Annotated in this window: 24 protein-coding genes and 1 pseudogene; 15 read left to right on the top strand and 10 right to left on the bottom strand. The window is 60.0% G+C overall.

Annotated features, from left to right (window positions below):
* Positions 1–45: 45 nt before the first annotated feature.
* Complete coding sequence (pmbA, locus tag SERRSCBI_RS20985; protein WP_042785444.1) at positions 46–1,386, top strand: metalloprotease PmbA; 1,341 nt, start codon at positions 46–48, stop codon at positions 1,384–1,386.
* A 138-nt stretch (positions 1,387–1,524) separates the two neighbouring features.
* Entirely contained in the window at positions 1,525–1,911 is a 387-nt protein-coding gene (gene cybC / locus SERRSCBI_RS20980; RefSeq protein WP_033644470.1) for a cytochrome b562, read from the top strand.
* Positions 1,912–1,915: 4 nt separating this feature from the next.
* Here the strand turns inward: cybC and SERRSCBI_RS20975 are convergent, their stop codons facing one another.
* Positions 1,916–2,698, bottom strand: a complete 783-nt coding sequence (locus SERRSCBI_RS20975; protein ID WP_033644472.1) for a helix-turn-helix domain-containing protein — start codon at positions 2,696–2,698, stop codon at positions 1,916–1,918.
* A 282-nt stretch (positions 2,699–2,980) separates the two neighbouring features.
* Between SERRSCBI_RS20975 and SERRSCBI_RS20970 the strand changes: the two genes are divergently transcribed.
* The 3 genes from SERRSCBI_RS20970 to SERRSCBI_RS20960 are packed head-to-tail and all read left to right on the top strand — an operon-like array spanning position 2,981 to position 6,094.
* Positions 2,981–4,435, top strand: coding sequence for an FAD/NAD(P)-binding protein (locus tag SERRSCBI_RS20970; protein ID WP_033651245.1), 1,455 nt, complete (start codon positions 2,981–2,983; stop codon positions 4,433–4,435).
* The gene (locus SERRSCBI_RS20965) at positions 4,432–5,313 is read left to right on the top strand and encodes a formyltransferase family protein (protein ID WP_033644476.1); all 882 of its coding nucleotides are present in this window, start codon (positions 4,432–4,434) and stop codon (positions 5,311–5,313) included. The genes SERRSCBI_RS20970 and SERRSCBI_RS20965 overlap by 4 nt, the downstream gene beginning before the upstream one ends.
* The gene (locus tag SERRSCBI_RS20960; protein ID WP_033644477.1) at positions 5,306–6,094 is read left to right on the top strand and encodes a sulfite exporter TauE/SafE family protein; all 789 of its coding nucleotides are present in this window, start codon (positions 5,306–5,308) and stop codon (positions 6,092–6,094) included. Before SERRSCBI_RS20965 ends, SERRSCBI_RS20960 begins: the two co-directional genes overlap by 8 nt.
* Positions 6,095–6,131: 37 nt before the next feature.
* On the opposite strand, the gene rnk is transcribed toward SERRSCBI_RS20960, so the two are convergent.
* Positions 6,132–6,542, bottom strand: coding sequence for a nucleoside diphosphate kinase regulator (gene rnk / locus SERRSCBI_RS20955; protein ID WP_004936993.1), 411 nt, complete (start codon positions 6,540–6,542; stop codon positions 6,132–6,134).
* Between the two features lie 444 nt (positions 6,543–6,986).
* Here rnk and SERRSCBI_RS20950 point away from each other — a divergent pair, with 444 nt between their 5' ends.
* The 10 genes and pseudogenes from SERRSCBI_RS20950 to SERRSCBI_RS20905 all read left to right on the top strand — a co-directional run bounded on the left by SERRSCBI_RS20950 (position 6,987) and on the right by SERRSCBI_RS20905 (position 15,989).
* On the top strand, positions 6,987–7,313 hold the full coding sequence (locus SERRSCBI_RS20950) for a glycine dehydrogenase (protein WP_089192640.1): 327 nt from the start codon (positions 6,987–6,989) through the stop codon (positions 7,311–7,313).
* Positions 7,314–7,349: 36 nt separating this feature from the next.
* A complete protein-coding gene (locus SERRSCBI_RS20945; protein ID WP_004937000.1) occupies positions 7,350–7,715 on the top strand; it encodes a glycine-rich SFCGS family protein in 366 nt (121 codons plus the stop codon).
* Positions 7,715–8,011 carry a DUF4312 family protein gene (locus tag SERRSCBI_RS20940; RefSeq protein WP_004937003.1) on the top strand — a complete coding sequence of 99 codons (297 nt, stop codon included), beginning with the start codon at positions 7,715–7,717 and terminating at the stop codon, positions 8,009–8,011. The genes SERRSCBI_RS20945 and SERRSCBI_RS20940 overlap by 1 nt, the downstream gene beginning before the upstream one ends.
* A gap of 30 nt (positions 8,012–8,041) precedes the next feature.
* Entirely contained in the window at positions 8,042–8,818 is a 777-nt protein-coding gene (locus SERRSCBI_RS20935) for a DUF4311 domain-containing protein (RefSeq protein WP_042785443.1), read from the top strand.
* Between the two features lie 11 nt (positions 8,819–8,829).
* The gene (locus tag SERRSCBI_RS20930; protein ID WP_004937013.1) at positions 8,830–9,480 is read left to right on the top strand and encodes a DUF4310 family protein; all 651 of its coding nucleotides are present in this window, start codon (positions 8,830–8,832) and stop codon (positions 9,478–9,480) included.
* A gap of 63 nt (positions 9,481–9,543) precedes the next feature.
* Positions 9,544–10,683, top strand: coding sequence for an amidohydrolase/deacetylase family metallohydrolase (locus tag SERRSCBI_RS20925; RefSeq protein ID WP_042785442.1), 1,140 nt, complete (start codon positions 9,544–9,546; stop codon positions 10,681–10,683).
* On the top strand, positions 10,667–11,785 hold the full coding sequence (locus SERRSCBI_RS20920; protein ID WP_042785440.1) for a DgaE family pyridoxal phosphate-dependent ammonia lyase: 1,119 nt from the start codon (positions 10,667–10,669) through the stop codon (positions 11,783–11,785). The genes SERRSCBI_RS20925 and SERRSCBI_RS20920 overlap by 17 nt, the downstream gene beginning before the upstream one ends.
* Positions 11,782–12,522, top strand: coding sequence for a KDGP aldolase family protein (locus tag SERRSCBI_RS20915; protein WP_042785439.1), 741 nt, complete (start codon positions 11,782–11,784; stop codon positions 12,520–12,522). Before SERRSCBI_RS20920 ends, SERRSCBI_RS20915 begins: the two co-directional genes overlap by 4 nt.
* A gap of 285 nt (positions 12,523–12,807) precedes the next feature.
* Positions 12,808–14,022: a lactonase family protein gene (locus tag SERRSCBI_RS20910; RefSeq protein ID WP_042785438.1), complete on the top strand. Its 1,215-nt coding sequence runs from the start codon at positions 12,808–12,810 to the stop codon at positions 14,020–14,022.
* Between the two features lie 51 nt (positions 14,023–14,073).
* Positions 14,074–15,989: pseudogene (locus tag SERRSCBI_RS20905) on the top strand (transcription antiterminator).
* Positions 15,990–15,993: 4 nt separating this feature from the next.
* Here SERRSCBI_RS20905 and SERRSCBI_RS20900 read toward each other — a convergent pair.
* From SERRSCBI_RS20900 to lptB, 8 genes are all read right to left on the bottom strand, one after another.
* Positions 15,994–16,416 carry a type II toxin-antitoxin system HigA family antitoxin gene (locus tag SERRSCBI_RS20900; protein WP_033644489.1) on the bottom strand — a complete coding sequence of 141 codons (423 nt, stop codon included), beginning with the start codon at positions 16,414–16,416 and terminating at the stop codon, positions 15,994–15,996.
* Positions 16,413–16,724: a type II toxin-antitoxin system HigB family toxin gene (locus SERRSCBI_RS20895; RefSeq protein ID WP_004937033.1), complete on the bottom strand. Its 312-nt coding sequence runs from the start codon at positions 16,722–16,724 to the stop codon at positions 16,413–16,415. Before SERRSCBI_RS20895 ends, SERRSCBI_RS20900 begins: the two co-directional genes overlap by 4 nt.
* A gap of 294 nt (positions 16,725–17,018) precedes the next feature.
* Complete coding sequence (gene npr / locus SERRSCBI_RS20890) at positions 17,019–17,291, bottom strand: PTS phosphocarrier protein NPr (RefSeq protein ID WP_004937034.1); 273 nt, start codon at positions 17,289–17,291, stop codon at positions 17,019–17,021.
* Positions 17,288–18,142: an RNase adapter RapZ gene (gene rapZ, locus SERRSCBI_RS20885; RefSeq protein WP_015379177.1), complete on the bottom strand. Its 855-nt coding sequence runs from the start codon at positions 18,140–18,142 to the stop codon at positions 17,288–17,290. The genes npr and rapZ overlap by 4 nt, the downstream gene beginning before the upstream one ends.
* A gap of 127 nt (positions 18,143–18,269) precedes the next feature.
* Positions 18,270–18,731, bottom strand: coding sequence for a PTS IIA-like nitrogen regulatory protein PtsN (ptsN, locus tag SERRSCBI_RS20880; RefSeq protein WP_016930212.1), 462 nt, complete (start codon positions 18,729–18,731; stop codon positions 18,270–18,272).
* A gap of 155 nt (positions 18,732–18,886) precedes the next feature.
* Entirely contained in the window at positions 18,887–19,174 is a 288-nt protein-coding gene (hpf, locus tag SERRSCBI_RS20875) for a ribosome hibernation promoting factor (RefSeq protein ID WP_004937038.1), read from the bottom strand.
* A gap of 23 nt (positions 19,175–19,197) precedes the next feature.
* Positions 19,198–20,631 (bottom strand): RNA polymerase factor sigma-54, encoded by a 1,434-nt coding sequence (rpoN, locus tag SERRSCBI_RS20870; RefSeq protein ID WP_004937039.1) that lies wholly within the window; start codon positions 20,629–20,631, stop codon positions 19,198–19,200.
* Between the two features lie 52 nt (positions 20,632–20,683).
* A complete protein-coding gene (gene lptB / locus SERRSCBI_RS20865) occupies positions 20,684–21,409 on the bottom strand; it encodes an LPS export ABC transporter ATP-binding protein (protein ID WP_042785437.1) in 726 nt (241 codons plus the stop codon).
* Positions 21,410–21,411: the final 2 nt, after the last annotated feature.

Here is a 21,411-nt window from a genome sequence, read left to right as displayed (position 1 = left end):
TCCGGCACTTTTCTCAACGATTTTCTGATTAATTATGGCAGATTGATGAAAGTAGTCACTCAAGTTGCAGAACAGCGCAAGGCGCTGGAACAGGCCGTTTCTCAGGCTCTGGAGCTGGCACGCGCCGGTTCCGACGCGGCGGAAGTCGCGGTCACCAAATCGACCGGCATCAGCGTCAGCACCCGCTTCGGCGAGGTGGAAAACGTCGAGTTCAATAGCGATGGCGCGCTGGGCATCACCGTGTATCACCGTCAGCGCAAAGGCAGCGCCTCTTCCACCGATCTCAGCCCGGATGCCATCGCCCGCACCGTACAGGCGGCGCTGGACATCGCGCGTTACACCTCTGAAGATCCCTGCGCCGGCCCGGCGGAGAAAGATTTGTTGGCGTTTGAGGCGCCGGATCTCGATCTGTTCCACCCGACCGAGCTGGACGCCGAGCGCGGCATCGAGCTGGCGGCGCGCGCCGAGCAGGCTTCGCTGGCGGCGGACAAACGCATTACCAACACCGAAGGCGGCAGCTTCAACAGCCACTACGGCATCAAGGTGTTCGGCAACAGCCACGGCATGCTGCAAAGCTACTGTTCCAGCCGTCACTCGCTGTCCAGCTGCGTCATTGCGGAGCAGGACGGTGACATGGAGCGGGATTACGCTTACACCATCGGCCGTGCGATGGGCGATCTGCACAGCCCCGAGTGGGTGGGGCAGGAGTGCGCCCGCCGCACGCTGGCGCGTCTCGCGCCGCGTAAACTGTCGACCATGAAGGCGCCGGTGCTGTTCGCCTCCGAAGTGGCCACCGGGCTGTTCGGCCATCTGGTGGGGGCCATCAGCGGCAGCAGCGTCTACCGCAAATCCACTTTCCTGCTGGACGCGCTCGGCAAGCAGATCCTGCCGTCGTGGCTGACCGTCGAGGAACATCCCCATCTGCTGAAAGGGCTGGCGTCAACGCCGTTCGACAGCGAGGGCGTGCGCACCCAACGGCGCGATATCGTCAAGGATGGCGTGCTGCAAACCTGGCTGATGACCAGCTACTCGGCGCGCAAGCTGGGCCTGCACAGCACCGGCCATGCCGGCGGCATCCATAACTGGCGCATTGCCGGGCAGGGCGCAGACTTCGCCGGCATGCTGAAACAGCTTGGCACCGGCCTGGTGGTCACCGAATTGATGGGCCAGGGCGTCAGCGGCGTCACCGGCGATTATTCTCGCGGCGCCGCCGGTTTTTGGGTGGAAAATGGCGAGATCCAGTACCCGGTCAGCGAGATCACCATCGCCGGCAACCTGAAAGACATGCTGCGCAACATCGTCAGCGTCGGCAGCGATATCGAAACCCGCAGCAATATCCAGTGCGGTTCGGTGCTGCTGCCGGAAATGAAGATCGCCGGCCAGTGATCCTCTGTGCGGTCGGCGCCCGCCGGCCGCGCGTTATCCCGTCTCAACCTTGCTTACAAATCTCCGGTTTCGATTTTGCCCGGCCTTGCCTATGGTAGCGGTGGGTTAACTAAAACAATAACTGGAAGGTGAGCAAACATGCAGAATACCCTGAAAGCGCTGGCGGCGTTGACGCTGCTGGCGGCCAGTTCGCTGGCGGCCGCCGCCGATCTGGGCGACGATATGGACACCCTGGCGGAAAACTACAAAACGGTGCTGAATACCGACTCCGCCGCCACCCTCAAACAGAGCCTGCAGAACATGCGCGCCGCCGCGCAGGATGCCAAGCAGGGCACTCCGCCGAAACTGGAGAGCAAAGCCGCCGACAGCCCGGAGATGAAAGATTTCCGCAGCGGGTTGGATACCCTGATCGGCCAGATCGATCAGGCGCTGGCGCTGGCCAATCAGGGCAAAGTCGCCGAAGCCAAGCAGCTGGCGCAGGGCTTCAAGCAGACCCGCGACGCCAACCACAAGAAATTCCGCTAACCCTTCAACCGTCGCGCCCGTCTTCCGTCAGATAGGAGGAGGGCGCCTGCCCCAGCACGCGGCGAAACATGGTTGAAAACGCCGCGCTGCTGTCATATCCCATCTCCATGGCCACCTGCGTCACGCTGCGCCCTTCGGCCAGTAGCGCCAACGCCAGCACCACGCAGGCGCGCTGACGCCATTGCGAAAAAGGCAGGCCGGTCTGCGCGCGAAAGAAGCGGCTGAAGGTGCGAATGCTCATGTACAGACGAGGGGCCCATTGCTGCGCGGAGTCGTGGGCGTCGGGGTGCTGCAAAAAGGCGCGGCACAGCTCGCCCAGCCGAGGATCGGCGGGCAGCGGGATGTGCAACGGCAAGGGTTGCAGCCGGGCCAGTTCGTGCAGCAGCAACGTCGCCAGCGCCCCGTCGCGTCCCTCCCGCTCATACTCCAGCGGCATGTCCACCGCCGCCATCAACAGTTGGCGCATCAGCGGGGTGACGCTAACCACCTGGCAAACCTGAGGCTGTTCGGCGGGCAACGCGCCCGGTTCGAGGTACAGACTGCGGGTAGTGACGCCGACCATCCTCACCGCGTGCGGCATCTGCGGCGGCAGCCACACCGCGTGCTGCGGCGGGACGATCCAATTGCCTTGCTGTGTGAAAACGTGCATGACGCCGGTGGCGCCGTACAGCAACTGCGCGCGCCGGTGGCTGTGCATCGGCAGCAAATGCCCCGGCGGATAATCGGTGCCGATGGCGATCACCGCGCGCGCTACGTGGTCGATGTCATCAATGCGGACGTTGCGCATGTGTCCCCTTTGGCGGCAGGTTGGCCGAAACGCAATGATAGTTGGCCTTTCATATAAAGCAAGCCAGCGACGGTCGCCCTACTATCGGGGCAGAAAAATAACGCTTGTCCGGGGCGCCGTTATTTTATCGGCCATAAAGCCCGCGCAAGTTTTCACACCGGGGTGAGAAGAAGGTTTTCGTTCTCGCAATACAAGAAGTTAATAAGGAATAAATCGTCATTTTATTCCAACACCTGAAGCAATAGTTCTTAGCGCAGTTCAATGACTATAAGGTGATATTTCATGTATAAGTTCGGTGTGATTGGCGGCGGAGCCGCGGGCATCTCTTTTGCGTATAACTTTATAAAAAATAAGTCGGTTAATCATTGCAAAAGGCCGCTTTCCCTGACGGTGTTCGACAAGCAGGGCTTCAAGGGCGGTATGGCATACAGCAGCGATTTTGACAGCCATATATTAAATATGACGCCGGAAAATATGTCGGCGGATATTTTCGACGATGCGCACTTCGTCGATTGGATCGCCATGCATTTCCCGCAGTTTTGCCATGATCGTTATCCGCCGCGTTGGCTGTATCGGGAATATCTCGATTTTATTCGCGACATGACGATGTATATGGCGGCGGACAGCAACGTGGCGCTGAATTTCGTGACCGCCGAAGTGAATGCCATTGCGCCGCACGAGGCAGGCTATCGGCTGACCACCGCCTGCGGCGCCGCCGAACAGATGAATGCGCTGGTGCTATGTTCTGGGCATAACCCGCCGGAATGTCTCTATCCGGTGGACGGGGTGATCGCTTATCAGGCCCACCGGGATCTGCCGCCGATCAACCCTTACTCAACCATCGGCGTGATCGGCTGCAGCCTGACGGCGATCGACGCCATCGTTGAACTGATGGAGCGCCTGGGGGCCACCGATATCTGCGCCCTGTCGCGTTCGGGCCTGTTCCCCAGCGTGCAACCGGCGTTGATGCGTCCGCCGCCGGAGGCGTTTGTTGAGGGGCTGCGGCGCTTTGTCGCCGGTAACGATTTTATTGATGCGCATCAGTTGGTGCATGCGATCAACGCCGCGCTGGCGCGTCACTATCCGGGGCCGGAACGATTGACGGTGCTCTCGGCGCTGGGGGAAAGGCGCGATTGCTACCGCGATCTGGCGGACAGCCTCGACCGGGCGCGCTTTGCCCGTGAGCACATCTGCAGCTACCTGGCGGCGATCCATCCGACGGTGTGCGCCGCCTGGGTCAAAATGGATGCCAACAACCGGCAGATCTTCATGCGCTTTTACAACTCCTCCTGGATGCGCAATCGGCACGCCATGCCGATCAAGAACGCCTACAAGATCGTGGCGGCGTTGGAGAGCCAACGCCTGCGCGCCTGCGGTGGCCTGGCGGATATCAGCAAGGGGGCGGACGGATTTATCCTTCGTTGCCATGAGACGCGGGTGCATGCGCAGTATCTGTTCAACTGCACCACGCCTTCTTATCAACTGCCGCCCAACCGTCTGAGCCATCAACTGCTGCAAGACGGGGTGGTGCAGGAGAACCTGTTCGGCGGCGTGAAGTGCAACCCGCACACGCTGAAAATCGCCGATCGCCGCGGCCGCGAGCAGCATCTCTACTCGCTCGGCGCGCCCGCCAAGGGCGACCTTTTTTACACCTCGGCGATGGAATCCATCACGCGAGATATCAGCAAAATCGTGTTTAACAACCCTATTTTCAACGCAAAGAAGGCTGAAGCATGAAAAACGTAGCGCTCTTTGTCGGCAACGACATTTTCTCCTGGCTGGTGTGTCAGGATCTGATCGCCGCCCTGAAAGGCGAGTGTGCTTTTACGGTGTATTTCCCTCTGGCGAAAAGCGGCGGCCGCGCCCAGGAGCCGGCGGTTCGCCGCCTGGGGCTGTATGAGCGCGAGGTGCTGAACGATTTCGTGTTCCCGTTCGTTGGCCGCAACGCCGCCGCCTGTGAGGGCGCCTATCAGCCGCCGGCTCTGTTCCTGGCCGCCGCCGGGGTCAAAGCGCATCGCGTTCTCGACATCAATGACGCCGCGTTTATCAGCAGCCTGGGTCATATGGACGGGGTGATTTCTTTGCGCTGTTATCAGAAATTTTCCGCCGACTATGTGCGCGCCTTCAGCCGGCGCGGCAAGCTGCTGTGGAACCTGCATCCGGGTGACTTGCCGCGCTATCGCGGGGTGATGACGCTGTTCCGCGCGATGATGAACGGTGACAAGGACTGTGCGGTGACGCTGCATGAAATGGACGAACATTGGGATGCCGGCCCGGTGCTCGCCCGCCTGCCCGCCGAGCTGCGCCACGACCTGTCGTTCCTGGAAAACATGATGTTGCTGGGCGTGCAGAGCGGCACCTTCCTGGCGCGCCAGCTGATGCGGGCGGAACGGAGCGAAGCGATAGCGGCGGAAAAGCAGGGCGATTCGCGCTATTGGGGCTTCCCGGATGCGCAGACGCTGGCGCAGGCGGAACAGGCGGGCATTGAGCTGGTGGATCACGACGCCGTGCGCGAGCAGTATCTGGGGCTGTTCGTCGGCGATCGTTTCCACCCGCTGGCGGGGCAGTTCTGCGCCGGGTTCGACGACTTCGTGCGGGCGCACGGCCATGATTGAAATGTTAATCGTTCTGGGTGCCGGTTTTCTGACCGGCATCACCACCATTCTGTTCGGCTTCGGCGGCGGCTTTGTGGTGGTGCCTTTCGTTTACCATTTGATCTCCGCCTCAGGCGAGCAGCCCGGCCAGGCGATGCATATTGCGGTGGCGACCTCGACGGCGGTGATGATCCTCAACGCGGGGTACGCCACCCTGACCAACTGGCGCAGCGGCAACCTGCTGCGGGAAACCATCGTGCCGCTGATCTTTTTCATCGGCATCGGCGCGGCGCTGGGCGCGTTTGCCTCCTCGCTGCTGGCGGACGGTGTGATCCGCGTGCTGTTCGTGGCCTATATGGCGGTGACCATCGCTGACTGTCTGTTCCGCCGGGGGTTCCTGACCAAACCGGCGCGCGCTGAACTTTCCCCTGCCACGCTGTGGGGCGGCGGGCCGCTGATCGGCGGCATCGCCACGCTGCTGGGGGTGGGCGGCAGCGTGATGACCGTGCCGCTGCTGCGCCGCCATGGCTATGACATGAAGTATTGCGTCAGCGCCGCCAACCCGCTGTCGATCCCGGTGGCGGTGATCGGGGCGCTGATGTATATCGTGTTGGGATGGCGCGAGATGAGCGGGCCGCAGTATCTGGGCTACGTCAATCTGAACATTCTGGGGCTGCTGGTGGTGGCGGGGATTGCGGGGATCGTGTTTGCCAGGCGCTGTTTGCCGAAGGTGAGCGATGCGCTGCATGCCAAAATCTACGTGCTGCTGCTGATCGCCGTGCTGATCGCTATCTGCCTCTGAAACAGAAAGGGCGGCCGGATGCCGCCCTGAGAACCGCTTAACGGTGGTATTCGCCCGCCGCTTCCGGCTGGTACAGCAATTCCAGCACTTCAATCCGCGCTTCTTCACCGTTCGGCAATTGCCAGGAGATCTGCTTGCCGACGTGCATGCCGAGCAGCGCTGCGCCCAGCGGCGCCATCACCGACAGCTGATCGTGGCTGTCTTTCAGCGAGGCCGGGTAAACCAGCGTGCGCACGTGCTCTTCATCGGTGTGCAGATCGCGAAAACGCACGCGGCTGTTCATGGTCACCACGTTGGCCGGCATTTTCTCCGGCGGCAGGATTTCCGCGCGATCCAACTCGTCGTTCAGCGCGGCGGCGACGTCGGTGTTGGCAAAGGCCGGTTGTTCCAATAGCGCATCCAGGCGTTCCGCATCCAGCTCATTAATAGTAATGATGGGTTTGGTCATTCCACTCTCCAGTCAAATCAAAGGGCGCCAGTCTGTGCACCCATAAATTCGGAAAAACAACACAAAGCAACACCCCCGCGCCAGAGGAGCGGGGGTGTGGGTAATGTCGATTTGTCCCATTGATAGTAGGCGGTTGGGGCGAGAAAAGAAAGAGATCCCGATCACGAAGGCTTTTATCGTCAATCGAGGCAAAAAAAACCGTTAGCCGGGTTATGTAATTGTTATCTCATTTACTTTTTCGCCTTAACGCCGTTTTGCGAAATGGATCTCCGCGCGTCATTCGATTTCCACTTCGAACTGGAAAAAACCGGTCTCCACAGAAAATCTTACCGGGGGTAGGGTAAAGACATCACAGAAAGCGGGTTATTCAGGTGATGCGCTTTACGGCTTACTGATTAATGTGGGATCTAGGGGTACTGAAAAGTGAATGATGGATCTGCTTCGATAAAAGAAATTGAACAATCCGATATCAGCGAAGCCGGTGAGATCACCGCTCGGGTGCTGGCGGATATTACCGCGATGCTGAATGCTGAGAATATTTATACCAATGCGGTGCAGCAACAGATGCTGGAATCGCATATTCGCGCCATGGTGCTGCGCTCAATAACCGGTGAGCCGTTGCCGGAGGTGGATAAATCACTGTTCGACGAAATTTCCGCCGAGTCCATGCAAATGGCGGAGCGCGTGGTGGATCAGTTTGGCACATTGCCTATCGAAGAAGCCTATTTGCTTTCAGTGCACTTCGAAGTGGCGAAAGATAATAACGCATAGCGGTTAACGCATCGATTTCAATCAGGAGAATATACCATGGGTCAAATTACCGTAGTGATCGGCGATCGTTTGGGAAAAGGGCAAAAAGTCGGCCAGGGCGTTGAAAACGCAGGCGGAAAAGCGGTGGTTATCCCCGGCGTGGCGGCGGATATGAAGCTGGGCGACGTCATGAAAGCGGAAAACGCGCAGCTGGGCATCTCTTTTTGCGGCAGCGGCGGCGCCGGCGCGATTACCGCGCAAACCAAATACGGCTACAAAGCCAAATACGGCATGCGTTCGGTGGAAGAGGGCGTGACGGCAATTAACGAAGGCTGCAACGTGCTGGGGTTCGGCTTTATGGATAAAGAAGAGCTGGGCCAGAAACTGGTGGAAGCCTACGTCAAAAAACATGGCAACCCATAATGAAAGAGCAATATACCACATCGGTAAAGGTGGAGGGTAAAGGCGACAGCAAAGCGAAAGCTTTTGCTTCCGCCTTGGCTAATGTGCAGGGCGCGGTATTAAAGTCCACCAACAATATTCTGCTGCGCATCGAGCCGCAGGACGTCAGCGTGGTGAAAGCGGAAGAGAAAATAACAAAAGAGAAATTTCTTTTCTTCTTTTTGCCGCGTGAAAGAAAGAGCTATGCCGTTTCTCTGGAAATAACCGTGAACGTAACCATTATCAATACCGAGAAGGTTGTCTTCGTCACGAAATAAAAACGTTAGCATAAATGAAAGGGTATACTGATGTTTTTAATCATCTTATTTAAATCGATTATTATCGGTGGGCTGGTGGGGGGCGGCGTAGGGGCCGGCGCCGCACGCATGTTCCACGCGCCGACAACACAGGGCATGGGGGCGTTTCGCACCCTGGGCGAGCTGAACTCCTGCGAGGGCGATCCGGCTTCCCACTTCTCATTCGGTCTGGGCTTCTTCTTCAACGCCTGGGCGTCTTCCGTGGCGGCGGGCTCCTTCACGCAGGACGTCGATCACCGCATCATCCCGCACTGGGGCGCGGCGGCCCTGATGGTCAAGAACCGCAATCTGGCGCAAACGCTGCACGATCCGAAAAAAATGGCCATCGCCTGCGGCATCATCGGCATGCTGGTGGTGGCCTTCCTCAATACCACCGCTTCCGCCGTGCCTGCCGCGCTGCAGGTCACCGCGATCAAGGTGCTGGTGCCGGCGGCCAACCTGCTGGTGAACACCGTGATGCCGGTGATCTTCTGGCTGGCGGCGATCGACGCCGGACGCCGTTCCGGCTTCTGGGGCACCATTTTCGGCGGCCTGGCGCAGCTGATCATGGGCAACGCCGTACCGGGCCTGGTGCTGGGCATTCTGATCGGCAAAGGCGTGGAAGAGAGCGGCTGGAACAAAATCACCAAGATCATGATGGCGGTGATCGTGCTGCTGTTCGTGCTGAGCGGCTTCTTCCGCGGCTTCGACATGAAAGTTCTCGAGTCCTTCAGCCTCGGCGTGCCGGGCTGGCTGGACGCCATTCACAACACCCTGAGCGGTAAATAAGGAGCGGGATGATGGAAGAGCAAACCCAAAAAGGCTTCTGGTACGCCGACTGGTCATTCCCGATTTTTGTTGGCCTGCTGTCCTCCGGCGTGTTCGCCGGGACGCACATGTACTACCTGTACGGCATCGGTGCCTTTAACGAAGTGGCCTTCGTCTCCATGCTGCGGGCGGGGATGGATACCGGCGTGTACGGCGCGGTGGCGGCGTTCGGCGCCAGCTTCCTGTTCGCGCGCATCATCGAAGGTTCGCTGGTAGGCATCCTCGACATTGGCGGCGCGATCCAGACCGGCGTCGGGCTGGGCGTACCGGCGCTGCTTTTGGGGGCCGGCATCGTGTTCCCGGTCGCCAACTTCGCCGCTTCGCTGGCTACCGGCCTGATCATCGGCCTGGCGATCGGTTATGTGATCATTCTGGCGCGCAAATTCACCATCAATCAGAGCAACTCCACCTACGGGGCAGACGTGATGATGGGCGCGGGCAACTCCTCGGGCCGCTTCCTCGGGCCGTTGATCATCCTGTCGGCGATGACCGCCTCGATCCCGATCGGCATCGGTTCGCTGCTCGGCGCGCTGCTGTTCTATATCTGGGGCAAACCGATCACCGGCGGAGCGATCCTCGGCGCGATGATCCTGGGGGCGATCTTCCCGGTAGCCATTTCTTAAGAGGCCTGCGCCAGGCGCCGCCCGAAACTGCGGCGGCGCCCGGGCTAACAGGAGCAATGCGGTATGTATGACTTAGTAATCAGAGGCGCCAGACTGGCGGACGATACGCTGATCGATCTGGCGGTGAAAGACGGCAAAATAGCCTCGGTGGGGCGGTTGGCGGCGGACGTCAGCGCCGTTCGCCAGCTGGATCTGGCGGGCAACTGCCGCCTGAGCGCCGGTTGGATCGATGCGCACGTGCACTGCTATCCCGAATCGCCGATCTACCATGACGAGCCGGATCGGGTCGGCGTCGCCAGCGGCGTCACCAGCGTGGTCGATGCCGGCAGCGCCGGTGCCGACGATATCGACGCCTTTTATCAGCTGACGCGCAGCGCCAAAACCAACGTTTTCGCCTTCCTCAATATATCGCGCATCGGCCTGCTGCGGCAGAACGAGCTGGCGGAGTTGACGGACATCGACAAGCGCGAGGCCGGCCAGGCCATCGCCAACCACCCCGGCTTTATCATCGGCATCAAGGCGCGCATGAGCAGCAGCGTGGTGGGCAAGAACGGCACCCGGCCGCTGGTGTTGGCCAAAGAGATCCAGCAGGAAAACCGCCAGCTGCCGCTGATGGTGCATATCGGTAATAACCCGCCGGATCTGGACGATATCGCCGATTTGTTGACCCGTGGCGACATTATCACCCACTGCTACAACGGCAAACCGAACCGCATTCTGACGCCGGCGGGCACGCTGCGCGAGTCTATCCAGCGCGCGCTGCGGCGCGGCGTATTGCTCGACGTAGGGCACGGCACCGCCAGCTTCAGCTTCGAGGTGGCGCGCCAGGCGATCAAACTGGGCATTTTGCCGCACACCATCAGCTCCGATATTTACTGCCGCAACCGCATGAACGGGCCGGTGCACAGCCTGGCGACGGTGATGTCCAAATTCTTCAGCGTCGGCCTGACGCTGCCGCAGGTGATCGCCTGCGTGACGGAGAACGCCGCGTCGGCACTGCAACTGAGCGGCAAAGGGCGGCTGGAGCCGGGCTATGACGCCGATTTCACGCTGTTTGAGCTGCGCTGCGAACCGCAGGTATTCGCCGACGCCGAAGGGCAAACCGCCGAGGGCGAACGGCTGCTGGTGCCGCTGGCCGCGGTGGTGGCCGGGGAAATCCTATTAACCGAACAAGGGGAGGCAAGCCATGTCTTCGATTTATGAAAAATACGGTTTGAAGCAGGTGATCAACACCTCCGGCCGCATGACCATTCTCGGCGTTTCCACGCCGCGCCAGGACGTGATCGACGCCGTTGATTACGGCCTGAACCACTATTTCGAAATCAAGGATCTGGTCAACAAGACCGGCGCCTACATCGCCGATCTGCTCAACGTGGAAGATGCGGTGATCGTCTCCTGCGCCTCGGCGGGCATCGCCCAGTCGGTGGCGGCGGTGATCGTTAAAGATAACGCCAATCTGCTGGTGAACCTGCATTCGGCGCCGATCGCCGTGCCGCGCGAGATCGTGCTGCCGCGCGGTCACAACGTCAACTTCGGCGCGCCGGTGGATACCATGGTGGCGCTGGGCGGTGGCAAGGTGGTGGAGGCGGGGTACGCCAACGAATGTTCGCCGGAGCAGATTGAAGCCTGCATCACGCCGCAGACTGCGGCGATCCTGTACGTCAAATCGCACCACTGCGTGCAGAAAAGCATTCTGTCCGTCGAACAGGCGGCGGTGGTGGCGCGCAAGCATAACCTGCCGCTGATCGTCGACGCCGCGGCGGAAGAAGATCTGATGTGTTATTACCAGATGGGGGCCGATCTGGTGATTTACAGCGGCGCCAAAGCTATCGAGGGGCCGACCAGCGGTCTCGTGATCGGCAAGAAACAGTACGTCGAGTGGGTGAAGTTGCAATCCGGCGGCATCGGCCGGGCGATGAAGGTCGGCAAAGAGGGCATCCTCGGCCTGACCCAAGCGATTGAAAGCTATCTGACGCTTGAGAAAACCACCGGGCAACAGATGGTGGAGCGGATGACGCCGTTCCTCGACAGCCTCAACACCCTGACCGGCGTCAGCGCCAGGACCGTCTGGGACAGCGCCGGCCGCGATATCGCCCGCGCCGAGATCGCCTTTGACGAAGCGGTGCTGGGGCGGTCGACTTATGACATCGTCCAGGCGCTGAAAACCGGCGATATCGCCATCTACTTCCGCGGCTACAAGGCCAACGAGGGCAAGATTGAGGTCGACGTGCGCAGCGTCGACGAGCGGCAACTGATGACCGTCTTTACCTGTATCAAAAATCTGTTTACGGAGAAACAAGCATGAAGCTGCAGCCTAACTACTATCGCGACCGCGTCTGCCTGAACGTGTTGGCCGGCTCCAAAGCCAACGCGCAGGACATCTACGCCGCGGCGGAAGGCCATGTGCTGGTGGGCGTGCTCTCCAAGAACTACCCGGACGTCGACAGCGCGGTGACCGACATGCTGCGCTATGCGCGCCTGATTGAAAACGCGCTCTCGGTCGGCCTGGGTGCCGGCGATCCGAAGCAGTCGGCGATGGTCAGCCTGATCGCTCAGCAGGTGCAGCCGCAGCACGTTAACCAGGTGTTCACCGGCGTCGGCGTCAGCCGCGCGCTGCTGGGCCAGAACGACAGCGTGGTCAACGGCCTGGTGTCGCCGACCGGCCGCGTCGGTTGGGTGAAGATCTCTACCGGCCCATTGAGCGCCGCGGCGCCGGATGGCATCGTGCCGGTGGAAACCGCCATCGCCCTGCTGAAAGACATGGGCGGCAGCTCCATCAAGTATTTCCCGATGGGTGGCCTGAAGTGCAAGGACGAGTACCAGTACGTAGCCAAGGCCTGCGCCGAGCATGACTTCATGCTGGAGCCGACCGGCGGTATCGATCTGGAGAACTTTGAGTCGATCGTCGAGATCGCGCTGGCGGCCGGCGTGAAACGCGTGATCCCGCATATCTACAGCTCGATCATCGACGCCACCAGCGGCGATACGCGTCCGCAGGACGTGAAAGCCCTGCTGGCGATGACCAAAAAGCTGGTGGGCTGAACGCGTAATGGGATGAGGTAAACGCTGGGAGGCGAAGGTTTTCCCGTGGCGCGGCATGCCGCGCCGTTACCTATAGCCTATAGCTTTCAAGTTGCAGCTAGGCGGCAAGCGCAGGAGCCCCAGGAGCTTACTTAAGTAAGTGACTGGGGTGAAAAATCTGCCGGGAGCAGATTTAAACGCTGCTTGCAGCGGCCCCGAAGGGGTGAGGCCCATGGATGGGCCGAGTAACTGCGCAGCCAACAACGCTGCGGCTTGAAAGATGACGGGTATATACTGAGGACTACTATGCGAAACTGGCAGGCTCCAACCCGACGCACCGCGTTGTTCCTGGCGCTGCTGGCCGTGACCGGCCCGGCGCTGCATGCTGAGGATGCAATGAACTCCACGTCATCTCATTTTGCCTATATCGGCACCTACAATCCCAACGGCGAAGGCGTTTACCGAGTGCGGGTCGATCCGGCCAGCGGCGCGTTGAGCCAGGTTACGCTGGTCAGCAACGTGCCGAATCCGGCGCAGCTGACGCTGGGCGTCGGCGGCAAAACGCTGTATGTCGCCAGCGAAGTGGCCGATTTCAACGGCGGCAAGCACGGCGGCATCACCGCCTACCGGATCAATCCGGCCGATGGCGCACTGACGCAGCTCAACCAGGTGGATTCGCAGGGGGCAGGGCCGGTGTATCTCACCCCGACGCCGGACGGGCGGCATCTGCTGGTGGCGAACTACGTCAGCGGCAGCGTGGCGGTCTTCCCGATTGAAGCGGACGGCAGCCTGGGCGCCGCCAGCTCGCTGCAGCAGCAACAGGGCCCGGCGGGCGCGGCCAAACCGGCGGCCGCGGTGGACGGCAGCTTCGCCGTCAGCGATCACAACGGCCCGCATGCCCATATGATCGCCAGCGATCCGAGCGGCAAGTTCGTGTTCTCCACCGATCTGGGATTGGATCGCATCTATCAATGGCGCTTTGACGCGGCGAGCGGCCGGCTGACGCCGAACGATCCGCCGTGGATCGCCGCCTCTTCCGCCGGCGCGGGGCCGCGTCACTTTGTGTTCCATCCGGACGGCGAAACCGTGCTGCTGGTGAACGAAGAGGCCTCGACGTTGACCAGCTACCGTTTTGATCGCCAAAAAGGTACTCTGAAACAACTGCATGCGGTTTCCGCGCTGCCCGCCGACTATCAGGGCACCAGCTTCGCTTCGGGGCTGGCGCTCAGCAAGAACGGCGACACGCTGTACGTCGCCAACCGGCTGCATAACAGCATTGCCCAGTTCAGCGTGGGCGCTGGCGGTGAGTTGAAACCGGTGGCGGAAACCTGGACGCGTGGCGATTATCCGCGTTCGCTGGCGCTGAGCCCGGATGGCCGCTATCTGTATGCGTTGAACCAGCGCAGCGATAACGTCACCCGCTTCAGCGTCAACCCGACGGACGGCAAACTCAGCTTTGTGGGCGGCTATCTGCCGATCGGCAGCCCCTCGCAAATGGCGTTCCTGCCGCCGCCGAAGTAACCCGCGGCCCGCCCGGTTCACCGGGCGGACCGCCTGATTGACGGACACAGAATGGTGCGATTTCCTTACCCGCGTTTGGCTTACTTGTTCGATGCTTTGCAAACCGAGACTTTGCCGCAGGATGAGCTGGCGAAGCGTTTCGCCGTGTCTACCCGCACGGTGCGGGCGGATATCACCGCGCTGAACGAGATCCTGGACAAATACGGCGCGCGCTTCGTGCATAGCCGCGGGGCCGGCTATCGTTTGCAGGTCGATAATGCCGCGCTGTTCAGCGCCCTGCAGCATCAGGAGCGCCGCAAACACGCCACCCCGCGCAGCGCGCAGGAGCGGGTGCATTATCTCTGGTGCGTTTTTTGACCTCAGCCTTCTCCCTCAAACTGGAGGATTTGGCTGACGAGTGGTTCGTCAGCCGCGGCACGCTGCAAAACGACATGGCTGAGGTGAGAGAGCGTCTGGCGCACTATCAATTAACGATCGAAACCAAGCCGCGTTACGGCATGAAGCTGTTCGGCGCGGAGATGGCGATCCGCGCCTGCCTGACCGACCTGCTGTTCCAGCTGCAGCTGGCCGACGCCGAGAACCCGCTGCTCAACAACGAGATCCTGCTGCAGCCGCAGGTGGCGGCGTTCGCCGGATTATTGCACCCGCTGCTGTCGCAATACGCCATTCGCCTGACCGACGAGGGCGAACAGTACCTGATTTTCTACTGCGCGGTGGCGCTGCGGCGCATCAACGATGGCTATCCGCTGTCGGACTTCGAGGTGGAGGACGGCGACGAGGCGGTGCGCCAGGTGTCGACCCGCCTGGCGGCGGAGCTGCGTGCGGCTTCCGGCAAAGAGATCTCGATGGCCGAAGAGGCCTATCTGCGGGTCAATATCGCCGCGCGGCGCGTGCAGGACGTGCAGCCGACCGAAATCAACGCCGACGATGAAGAAGCGCTGGTGGACTACATTCTTTCCTACATCAACGCACACTATAACTACAACCTGCAGGGCGACGAGCAGCTGCGGGCCGATCTGCTTACCCATATCAAGACCATGATTACGCGGGTGAAATACCAGATCAACATCCCCAATCCGCTGTTGGCCAACATCAAGCAGCACTATCCGATGGCTTACGACGTGACGCTGGCGGCGGTCTCCAGCTGGGGCAAGTACACGCCTTATACGCTGAGCGAGAACGAAATCGGTTATCTGGTGCTGCACATCGGCGTGGGGCTGGAGCGACATTACAACATCGGTTATGAACGCCACCCGCAGGTGATGCTGGTGTGCGACACCGGCAACTCGACGGTGCGGATGATCCAGGCGCAGATTGCGCGCAAGTATCCGCAGCTGGTGATGACGCGCATCGTCTCGCTGCGCGATTACGAGATGCTCGCGCACATCGACGAAGACTTCGTGATTTCCAACGCCCGCATCGGCGAAAAGAACAAGCCGGTAGTGGTGATGTCGCCGTTCCCGACCGATTATCAGCTGGAGCAACTGGGCAAACTGGTGCTGGTGGATCGCACCAGGCCGTACATGCTGGAGAAGTTCTTCGACGCCGAGCATTTCATGGTGCTCAACGAGCCGCTGACGCAGGCGGAACTGTTCAGCCGGGTGTGCGGCCAGCTGGAGCGGGAAGGGTATGTCGGCGCGGACTTTTATCCGTCGGTGGTCGAACGCGAGGCGATCGTCTCCACGCTGCTGGGCGAAGGCATCGCGCTGCCGCACTCGCTGGGGCTGCTGGCGAAAAAGACCGTGGTGGTGACGCTACTGGCGCCGCAGGGCGTCGCCTGGGGCGAAGGCGAAGTCGCGCACGTGATTTTCCTGCTGGCGATCAGCAAGAGCGACTATGAAGAGGCGATGGCGATCTATGAGCTGTTCGTCACCTTCGTGCGTGAACGCTCAATGAGCCGCCTGCTGGGCAGCGACAGCTTCGACAGCTTCAAAGCGGTGGCGCTGGACTGCCTGAGCCGGAGTTGAGGGGCTAATCCGCTTCCGGCAGGAATAGGGCTGGGGGCAGATTGAAGCGTTTGGCCAGCGCCATAATGTGCGGAATGGTCAGCGATCTTTTGCCGTTCAGGATTTGGTTGACCAACGACTTTTTGCCGATCTCATGTTCAAAATCACTTTGGCTGAGTTGGTGCTGTTCCATCAATACGCGAAGCGCGGCCACCCCCTGTGGGAGTTGGGCGATACGCTGGTTGAATGCGGTAAATTCGGCGCTGTTGTCTTCATATTCGGCGATTTTTTTTGCCAACATGTCAATCAGCGGATGGCGTTCATCGTTTTCCAGCAGATATTCCACCAATTCGAGCGCTTCTCGGTAGTCTTGCTGAGCGTGGCTGCCCTGCAATAAGGGTACGGCGCGCAGTAGCGCATCGGCCGCCTTAATGGCATCTGTAATCATGACGAACTCCTTCGATAGTGCTGCATCAGCTTGTCGTATTCGGCGTGGCTAACGATATGCTTTATGAAGACTTTCTGTGTCTCGAAGCTGGCAAAGAACAAGATCCGCAGGTGGTTGCCGCCGACGTCAATGACCCACCATTTCTCTTTGTACTTCATACGATCGAGCGAAGGAAAAAGCGCTTTTAACTCGTCCGGCGTGCGGAACTCGCCCCGTCGCAACGCTTTATAAATGGCCTCGAGAGCAGTGGCTTCATTGGGATATTGCTTCGTTGCGTTATTGAACGGTTCCCTGGAAATGATATGCATCGTTCCTTCGATTCCTACCCGGTGAACATTATAGCGACTGCCGGTGAGGTTCACAAATTGTAAACTTTCTGTTGTCCCGCAAGCAAAGCGTGGGGAAACATCCGCCTGTTGTCTGTTTTTGCGTTACACACTATTGCGATTACCGTGGTGGGGGTAAATCCATGACGTGAATTTACAGGCGGTTACGGCTGATTCTGGAAGCGGATTCGCAAAATGAGAAACGGGAGGGCTACACTATGGGAGGGGCGGAGGCAACACATGCGCCGAGGCGACGCATGGGAAGAGTCTCAGCGACTAATCTTCATCAAACCCGGAGTTGAACAGCTCGACCACCGCCGCCAGCGCGTTGACTTCATCGGGGCCGGTCGCTTCGACTTCGATGTGCCGACCCTGGGCGGAGTCCAGCATCAGCAGCGCGATGACGCTGCTGGCTTCGGCTTCGGTGCCGCTTTCGTTGCGCAGCATCACTTCGGCGTCGAAGCTTTGCACCAGTTCGAACAGTTTCATCGCCGGGCGCGCGTGCATGCCCAGCTTGTTTTTGATTTCAACCGTCTGTTTGACCGTCATTGTTTGCGCTTTTCCAGCGTGCGGTGGCGCGATTGCACGTTCTTGCCGCGCGAGCGGAAGTAATCGGCCAGCTGTTCCGCCACGTACACCGAACGGTGTTTGCCGCCGGTACAGCCGATGGCGACCGTCAGGTAGCTGCGATTGTTGGTTTCCAGCATCGGCAGCCACTGTTCCAGATAGCTGCGGGTCTGGTAAATGAAGTTATGCACTTCGGTATGGCGATCGAGGAACGACGCTACCGGCTTGTCCAGACCGGTCATCGGCCGCAGCTTCGGATCCCAGTGCGGGTTAGGCAGGAAGCGCACGTCGAACACGTAGTCGGCGTCGATCGGAATGCCGTGCTTGAAGCCGAAGGATTCGAACACCATCGTCAGTTCGCGCTCGCGCTTGCCGAGCAGGCGGGTGCGCAGCATTTCGGCCAGTTCGTGCACCGACATTTCCGAGGTGTCGATAATCAGGTCAGCCCGCGAGCGCAGCGGTTCGAGCAGATCGCTCTCTTCGTCGATCGCGCTTTCCAGCGACAGGTTTTTGCTGGAGAGCGGGTGCAGGCGGCGGGTGTCGCTGTAACGGCGGATCAGCGTGTTGCGATCGGCGTCGAGGAACAGCAGCTGCGGCGAGAAGCTGTCCGGCAGCTGAGTCATCGCGTATTCGAACACTTCCGGCGATTCCGGCATGTTGCGCACGTCGATGCTGACCGCCGCGGAGATATTGCGTTCCGCCAGCGTATTGGCGAGCTGCGGCAGCAGAACCACCGGCAGGTTGTCAACGCAGTAAAAACCCATGTCTTCCAGCGCCCGCAAGGCGACGGATTTTCCGGAACCGGAACGGCCGCTGACAATCATCAGCACCATGTGGCAACTCCCCTGGCATCGCGGCGGCGTTCATCGCCACCGTTAAACTTTGTTATTCCGGCCGCAGCCGGATCCATCATCGTAAAACAGTATCGTTATCCGGGCTGGAAGTCACGCCGGCCGGGCATCACTCGGTGATGATTTGGTAAAGTTCTTCGTCGCTCTGCGCGGCGCGCAGGCGGCGGCATACGGTTTTGTCTGCCAGGCGTTTGGCGACCAGCGACAGCGTATGCAAATGGGTTTTGCACTGATCGGCAGGCACCAGCAGCGCAAACAGCAGATCGACCGGCTGATTGTCGATAGCGTCGAAAGCGATGGGTTGGTCGAGACGGATAAACACGCCAACGGCCCGCAGTGTGTCCTCTTCCAGTTTGCCGTGGGGAATGGCGATACCGTTGCCGATACCGGTGCTGCCCATGCGCTCCCGGGTGAGAACCGCGTCAAACACCACCTGCGAAGGCAGATTGAGCTGTTTGGCGGCCAGTTCGCTGATAATTTCCAAAGCCCGCTTCTTGCTGGTGCAGTGTACCGAGCTTTTGGTGCACTCGATGTTTAACACCGAGCTTAATTGCATATATTCGTTGTTCATCTCATCTTCACTTAAAACCGCGCCGCCGGGCGAACCCGGCAAGGCGGTTTTTCGTCGGTTTTGACCCTGATTACCGTTCGGCGCGTCACCCATGCGGGTCACGCGCCGAAGGGAGAGGCGGCGATGGATGCCGCCTCACGGAATGGGTCAGGGTGTCAGTGTTGCTTCAATTTGTCTTTATGTTTGTTCAATTGACGTGCCAATTTGTCGATCAGCGTATCAATTGCGGCATACATATTCTCGTCTTCCGAGGTGGCGTGCAACTCGCCTCCATTCACGTGCACCGTTGCTTCCGCAATTTGCTGCACTTTTTCCACACTTAATACAACATACACCTGATTGATGCGATCAAAATACTGTTCGAGTTTGGCGAACTTGTTGTTCACGAACTCGCGCAACGGATCGGTGATTTCGATGTGGTGTCCGGTAATGTTGAGCTGCATAGTGTCTTCCTTCTCAATAGAGGTCAAACCAACTGTTTGCGCTGGTTCGACGGCGGGATGGACAAAGACTCTCGGTACTTGGCGACGGTGCGCCGGGCCACGATGATCCCCTGATCGGCGAGCAGGGTGGCCAGCTTGCTATCGCTGAGCGGTTTGGCGGGGTTTTCCGCCGCAATCAATTTCTTCACCAACGCGCGGATCGCCGTCGAGGAGGCTTCGCCGCCGCTGTCGGTATTCACGTGGCTGGAGAAGAAATATTTCAATTCGAAAATGCCGCGCGGGCTGTGCAGAAACTTCTGCGTGGTGACGCGCGAGATCGTCGATTCATGCATCTCCACGGCCTGGGCGATATCCGCCAGCACCATGGGTTTCATAAACTCTTCGCCTTGCTCGAAGAACGCCTGCTGCTGATCGACGATGCAGCGGGTGACCTTCAGCAACGTCTCGTTGCGGCTCTCCAGGCTTTTAATCAGCCACTTGGCTTCCTGCAGGTTGCTGCGGATGAACTGGCCGTCGGCTTCGCTGCGGGCGCTGTTGCCCAGCGCGGCGTACTGCTGATTGATCTTCAAACGCGGCACGCTGTCGCCGTTGAGCTCGACCGTCCATTTGTTCTGCGTCTTGCGCACCAGCACGTCCGGAATGACGTATTCCGATTCGCCGGTATTGATCGACTGCCCCGGGCGCGGATCGAGCGACTGAATCAGCAGCATCGCTTCTTTCAGTGTATCTTCTTTTAGCCGGGTTGATCGCATCAGGCTGCGAAAGTCGTGGTTGGCCAACAGATCCAGATGCTCGCTGATGATCAGCCGCGCTTCGGCCAGATAAGGCGTATCTTTGGCGTATTGGGAGAGCTGCACCAGCAGGCAATCGCGCAGATCGCGCGCGGCGACGCCGATCGGATCAAAACGCTGCACGCGCTTCAGCACCGCCTCGACTTCCTCGAGGGTCACGTTCTCGTCGCCCAGGCTTTCCAGAATGTCTTCCAGCGGGACGGTGAGATAGCCGGTGTCATCCACCGCGTCGACGATGGAAGTGGCGATGGCGGCGTCGGTATCGGAAAACGGCGTCAGATCCACCTGCCACATAAGATAATCCTGCAGCGTTTGGGTGGTCTCGCCCTGATAGACCGGCAGCTCGTCGTCGCTGTAGTCGGTGCCGGTGCCGGACGGCGTGCCCGCGGTATAGATTTCATCCCAGGTGGCGTCCAGAGGCAGCTCTTCCGGCATGTCTTTCTGCTCCAAGGCCTCGCGGGTATCGAGCCCCTCGGTCTCCTGGGTTTCTTTGGCGTCGATTTCGTCGTGCAGATCGGTCTGTTCAAGCAGCGGATTGCTCTCCAGCGCCAGCTGGATCTCTTGCTGAAGCTCAAGCGTGGACAACTGCAGCAGGCGGATCGCCTGCTGGAGCTGAGGTGTCATGGCCAGCTGTTGGCTGAGCCTGAGTTGCAAACCTTGCTTCATAGTTTTCTGTCTACTTCCGTTAACGGTGTCGTCCCGCAGGACGCGCCGGCGCTTAGAGGCGGAACTCTTCGCCCAGATAAACGCGTTTAACCTGCTCGTCGGCCAGAATAGCATCCGGCGTGCCGTGGGCAATCAGTTTGCCCTGGCTGACGATGTAGGCGCGTTCACATACGTCCAGCGTCTCGCGCACGTTGTGGTCGGTGATCAGCACGCCCAGGCCGCTGTCACGCAGGTGCTCGATGATTTTCTTGATATCGATAACGGAAATCGGATCCACCCCGGCGAAGGGTTCGTCCAGCAGAATGAATTTCGGGTTGGCCGCCAGCGCGCGGGCGATTTCGACGCGGCGGCGTTCACCGCCGGACAGCGCCTGGCCGAGGCTGTTGCGCAGATGGGAGATATGGAACTCTTCCATCAGCTCTTTGGCGCGGTCTTCGCGCTGTTCGCTGGTGAGATCGGGACGGATCTCCAACACCGCCATCAGGTTGTCGTACACGCTCAGGCGGCGGAAGATCGACGCTTCCTGCGGCAGGTAACCGATGCCGCGGCGCGCACGGGCGTGCAGCGGCAACAGGCTGATGTCTTCCTCGTCGATCACGATGCGCCCGGCGTCGCGCGGCACGATGCCGACCACCATGTAGAAGGTGGTGGTTTTACCGGCGCCGTTCGGGCCGAGCAGGCCGACGATCTCGCCGGATTTCACTTTCAGGCTGACGTCTTCGACAACTTTACGGCCCTTGTAGGCTTTCGCCAGGTTTTCTGCGATGAGTGTTGCCATAA

The organism is Serratia sp. SCBI, assembly GCF_000747565.1.
Lineage (GTDB): Bacteria > Pseudomonadota > Gammaproteobacteria > Enterobacterales > Enterobacteriaceae > Serratia > Serratia ureilytica.
Note: the sequence above shows the minus strand (reverse complement) of the source record. Positions and strands in the feature narration are given on the sequence as shown.

What these genes read in the sequence shown, in the direction of transcription:
- pmbA (WP_042785444.1), top strand. Translation starts at nt 46, where the DNA reads ATGAAAGTAGTCACTCAAGTTGCAGAACAGCGCAAGGCGCTGGAACAG.
- cybC (WP_033644470.1), top strand. Translation starts at nt 1,525, where the DNA reads ATGCAGAATACCCTGAAAGCGCTGGCGGCGTTGACGCTGCTGGCGGCC.
- SERRSCBI_RS20975 (WP_033644472.1), bottom strand. Translation starts at nt 2,698, where the DNA reads ATGCGCAACGTCCGCATTGATGACATCGACCACGTAGCGCGCGCGGTG.
- SERRSCBI_RS20970 (WP_033651245.1), top strand. Translation starts at nt 2,981, where the DNA reads ATGTATAAGTTCGGTGTGATTGGCGGCGGAGCCGCGGGCATCTCTTTT.
- SERRSCBI_RS20965 (WP_033644476.1), top strand. Translation starts at nt 4,432, where the DNA reads ATGAAAAACGTAGCGCTCTTTGTCGGCAACGACATTTTCTCCTGGCTG.
- SERRSCBI_RS20960 (WP_033644477.1), top strand. Translation starts at nt 5,306, where the DNA reads ATGATTGAAATGTTAATCGTTCTGGGTGCCGGTTTTCTGACCGGCATC.
- rnk (WP_004936993.1), bottom strand. Translation starts at nt 6,542, where the DNA reads ATGACCAAACCCATCATTACTATTAATGAGCTGGATGCGGAACGCCTG.
- SERRSCBI_RS20945 (WP_004937000.1), top strand. Translation starts at nt 7,350, where the DNA reads ATGGGTCAAATTACCGTAGTGATCGGCGATCGTTTGGGAAAAGGGCAA.
- SERRSCBI_RS20940 (WP_004937003.1), top strand. Translation starts at nt 7,715, where the DNA reads ATGAAAGAGCAATATACCACATCGGTAAAGGTGGAGGGTAAAGGCGAC.
- SERRSCBI_RS20935 (WP_042785443.1), top strand. Translation starts at nt 8,042, where the DNA reads ATGTTTTTAATCATCTTATTTAAATCGATTATTATCGGTGGGCTGGTG.
- SERRSCBI_RS20930 (WP_004937013.1), top strand. Translation starts at nt 8,830, where the DNA reads ATGGAAGAGCAAACCCAAAAAGGCTTCTGGTACGCCGACTGGTCATTC.
- SERRSCBI_RS20925 (WP_042785442.1), top strand. Translation starts at nt 9,544, where the DNA reads ATGTATGACTTAGTAATCAGAGGCGCCAGACTGGCGGACGATACGCTG.
- SERRSCBI_RS20920 (WP_042785440.1), top strand. Translation starts at nt 10,667, where the DNA reads ATGTCTTCGATTTATGAAAAATACGGTTTGAAGCAGGTGATCAACACC.
- SERRSCBI_RS20915 (WP_042785439.1), top strand. Translation starts at nt 11,782, where the DNA reads ATGAAGCTGCAGCCTAACTACTATCGCGACCGCGTCTGCCTGAACGTG.
- SERRSCBI_RS20910 (WP_042785438.1), top strand. Translation starts at nt 12,808, where the DNA reads ATGCGAAACTGGCAGGCTCCAACCCGACGCACCGCGTTGTTCCTGGCG.
- SERRSCBI_RS20900 (WP_033644489.1), bottom strand. Translation starts at nt 16,416, where the DNA reads ATGATTACAGATGCCATTAAGGCGGCCGATGCGCTACTGCGCGCCGTA.
- SERRSCBI_RS20895 (WP_004937033.1), bottom strand. Translation starts at nt 16,724, where the DNA reads ATGCATATCATTTCCAGGGAACCGTTCAATAACGCAACGAAGCAATAT.
- npr (WP_004937034.1), bottom strand. Translation starts at nt 17,291, where the DNA reads ATGACGGTCAAACAGACGGTTGAAATCAAAAACAAGCTGGGCATGCAC.
- rapZ (WP_015379177.1), bottom strand. Translation starts at nt 18,142, where the DNA reads ATGGTGCTGATGATTGTCAGCGGCCGTTCCGGTTCCGGAAAATCCGTC.
- ptsN (WP_016930212.1), bottom strand. Translation starts at nt 18,731, where the DNA reads ATGAACAACGAATATATGCAATTAAGCTCGGTGTTAAACATCGAGTGC.
- hpf (WP_004937038.1), bottom strand. Translation starts at nt 19,174, where the DNA reads ATGCAGCTCAACATTACCGGACACCACATCGAAATCACCGATCCGTTG.
- rpoN (WP_004937039.1), bottom strand. Translation starts at nt 20,631, where the DNA reads ATGAAGCAAGGTTTGCAACTCAGGCTCAGCCAACAGCTGGCCATGACA.
- lptB (WP_042785437.1), bottom strand. Translation starts at nt 21,409, where the DNA reads ATGGCAACACTCATCGCAGAAAACCTGGCGAAAGCCTACAAGGGCCGT.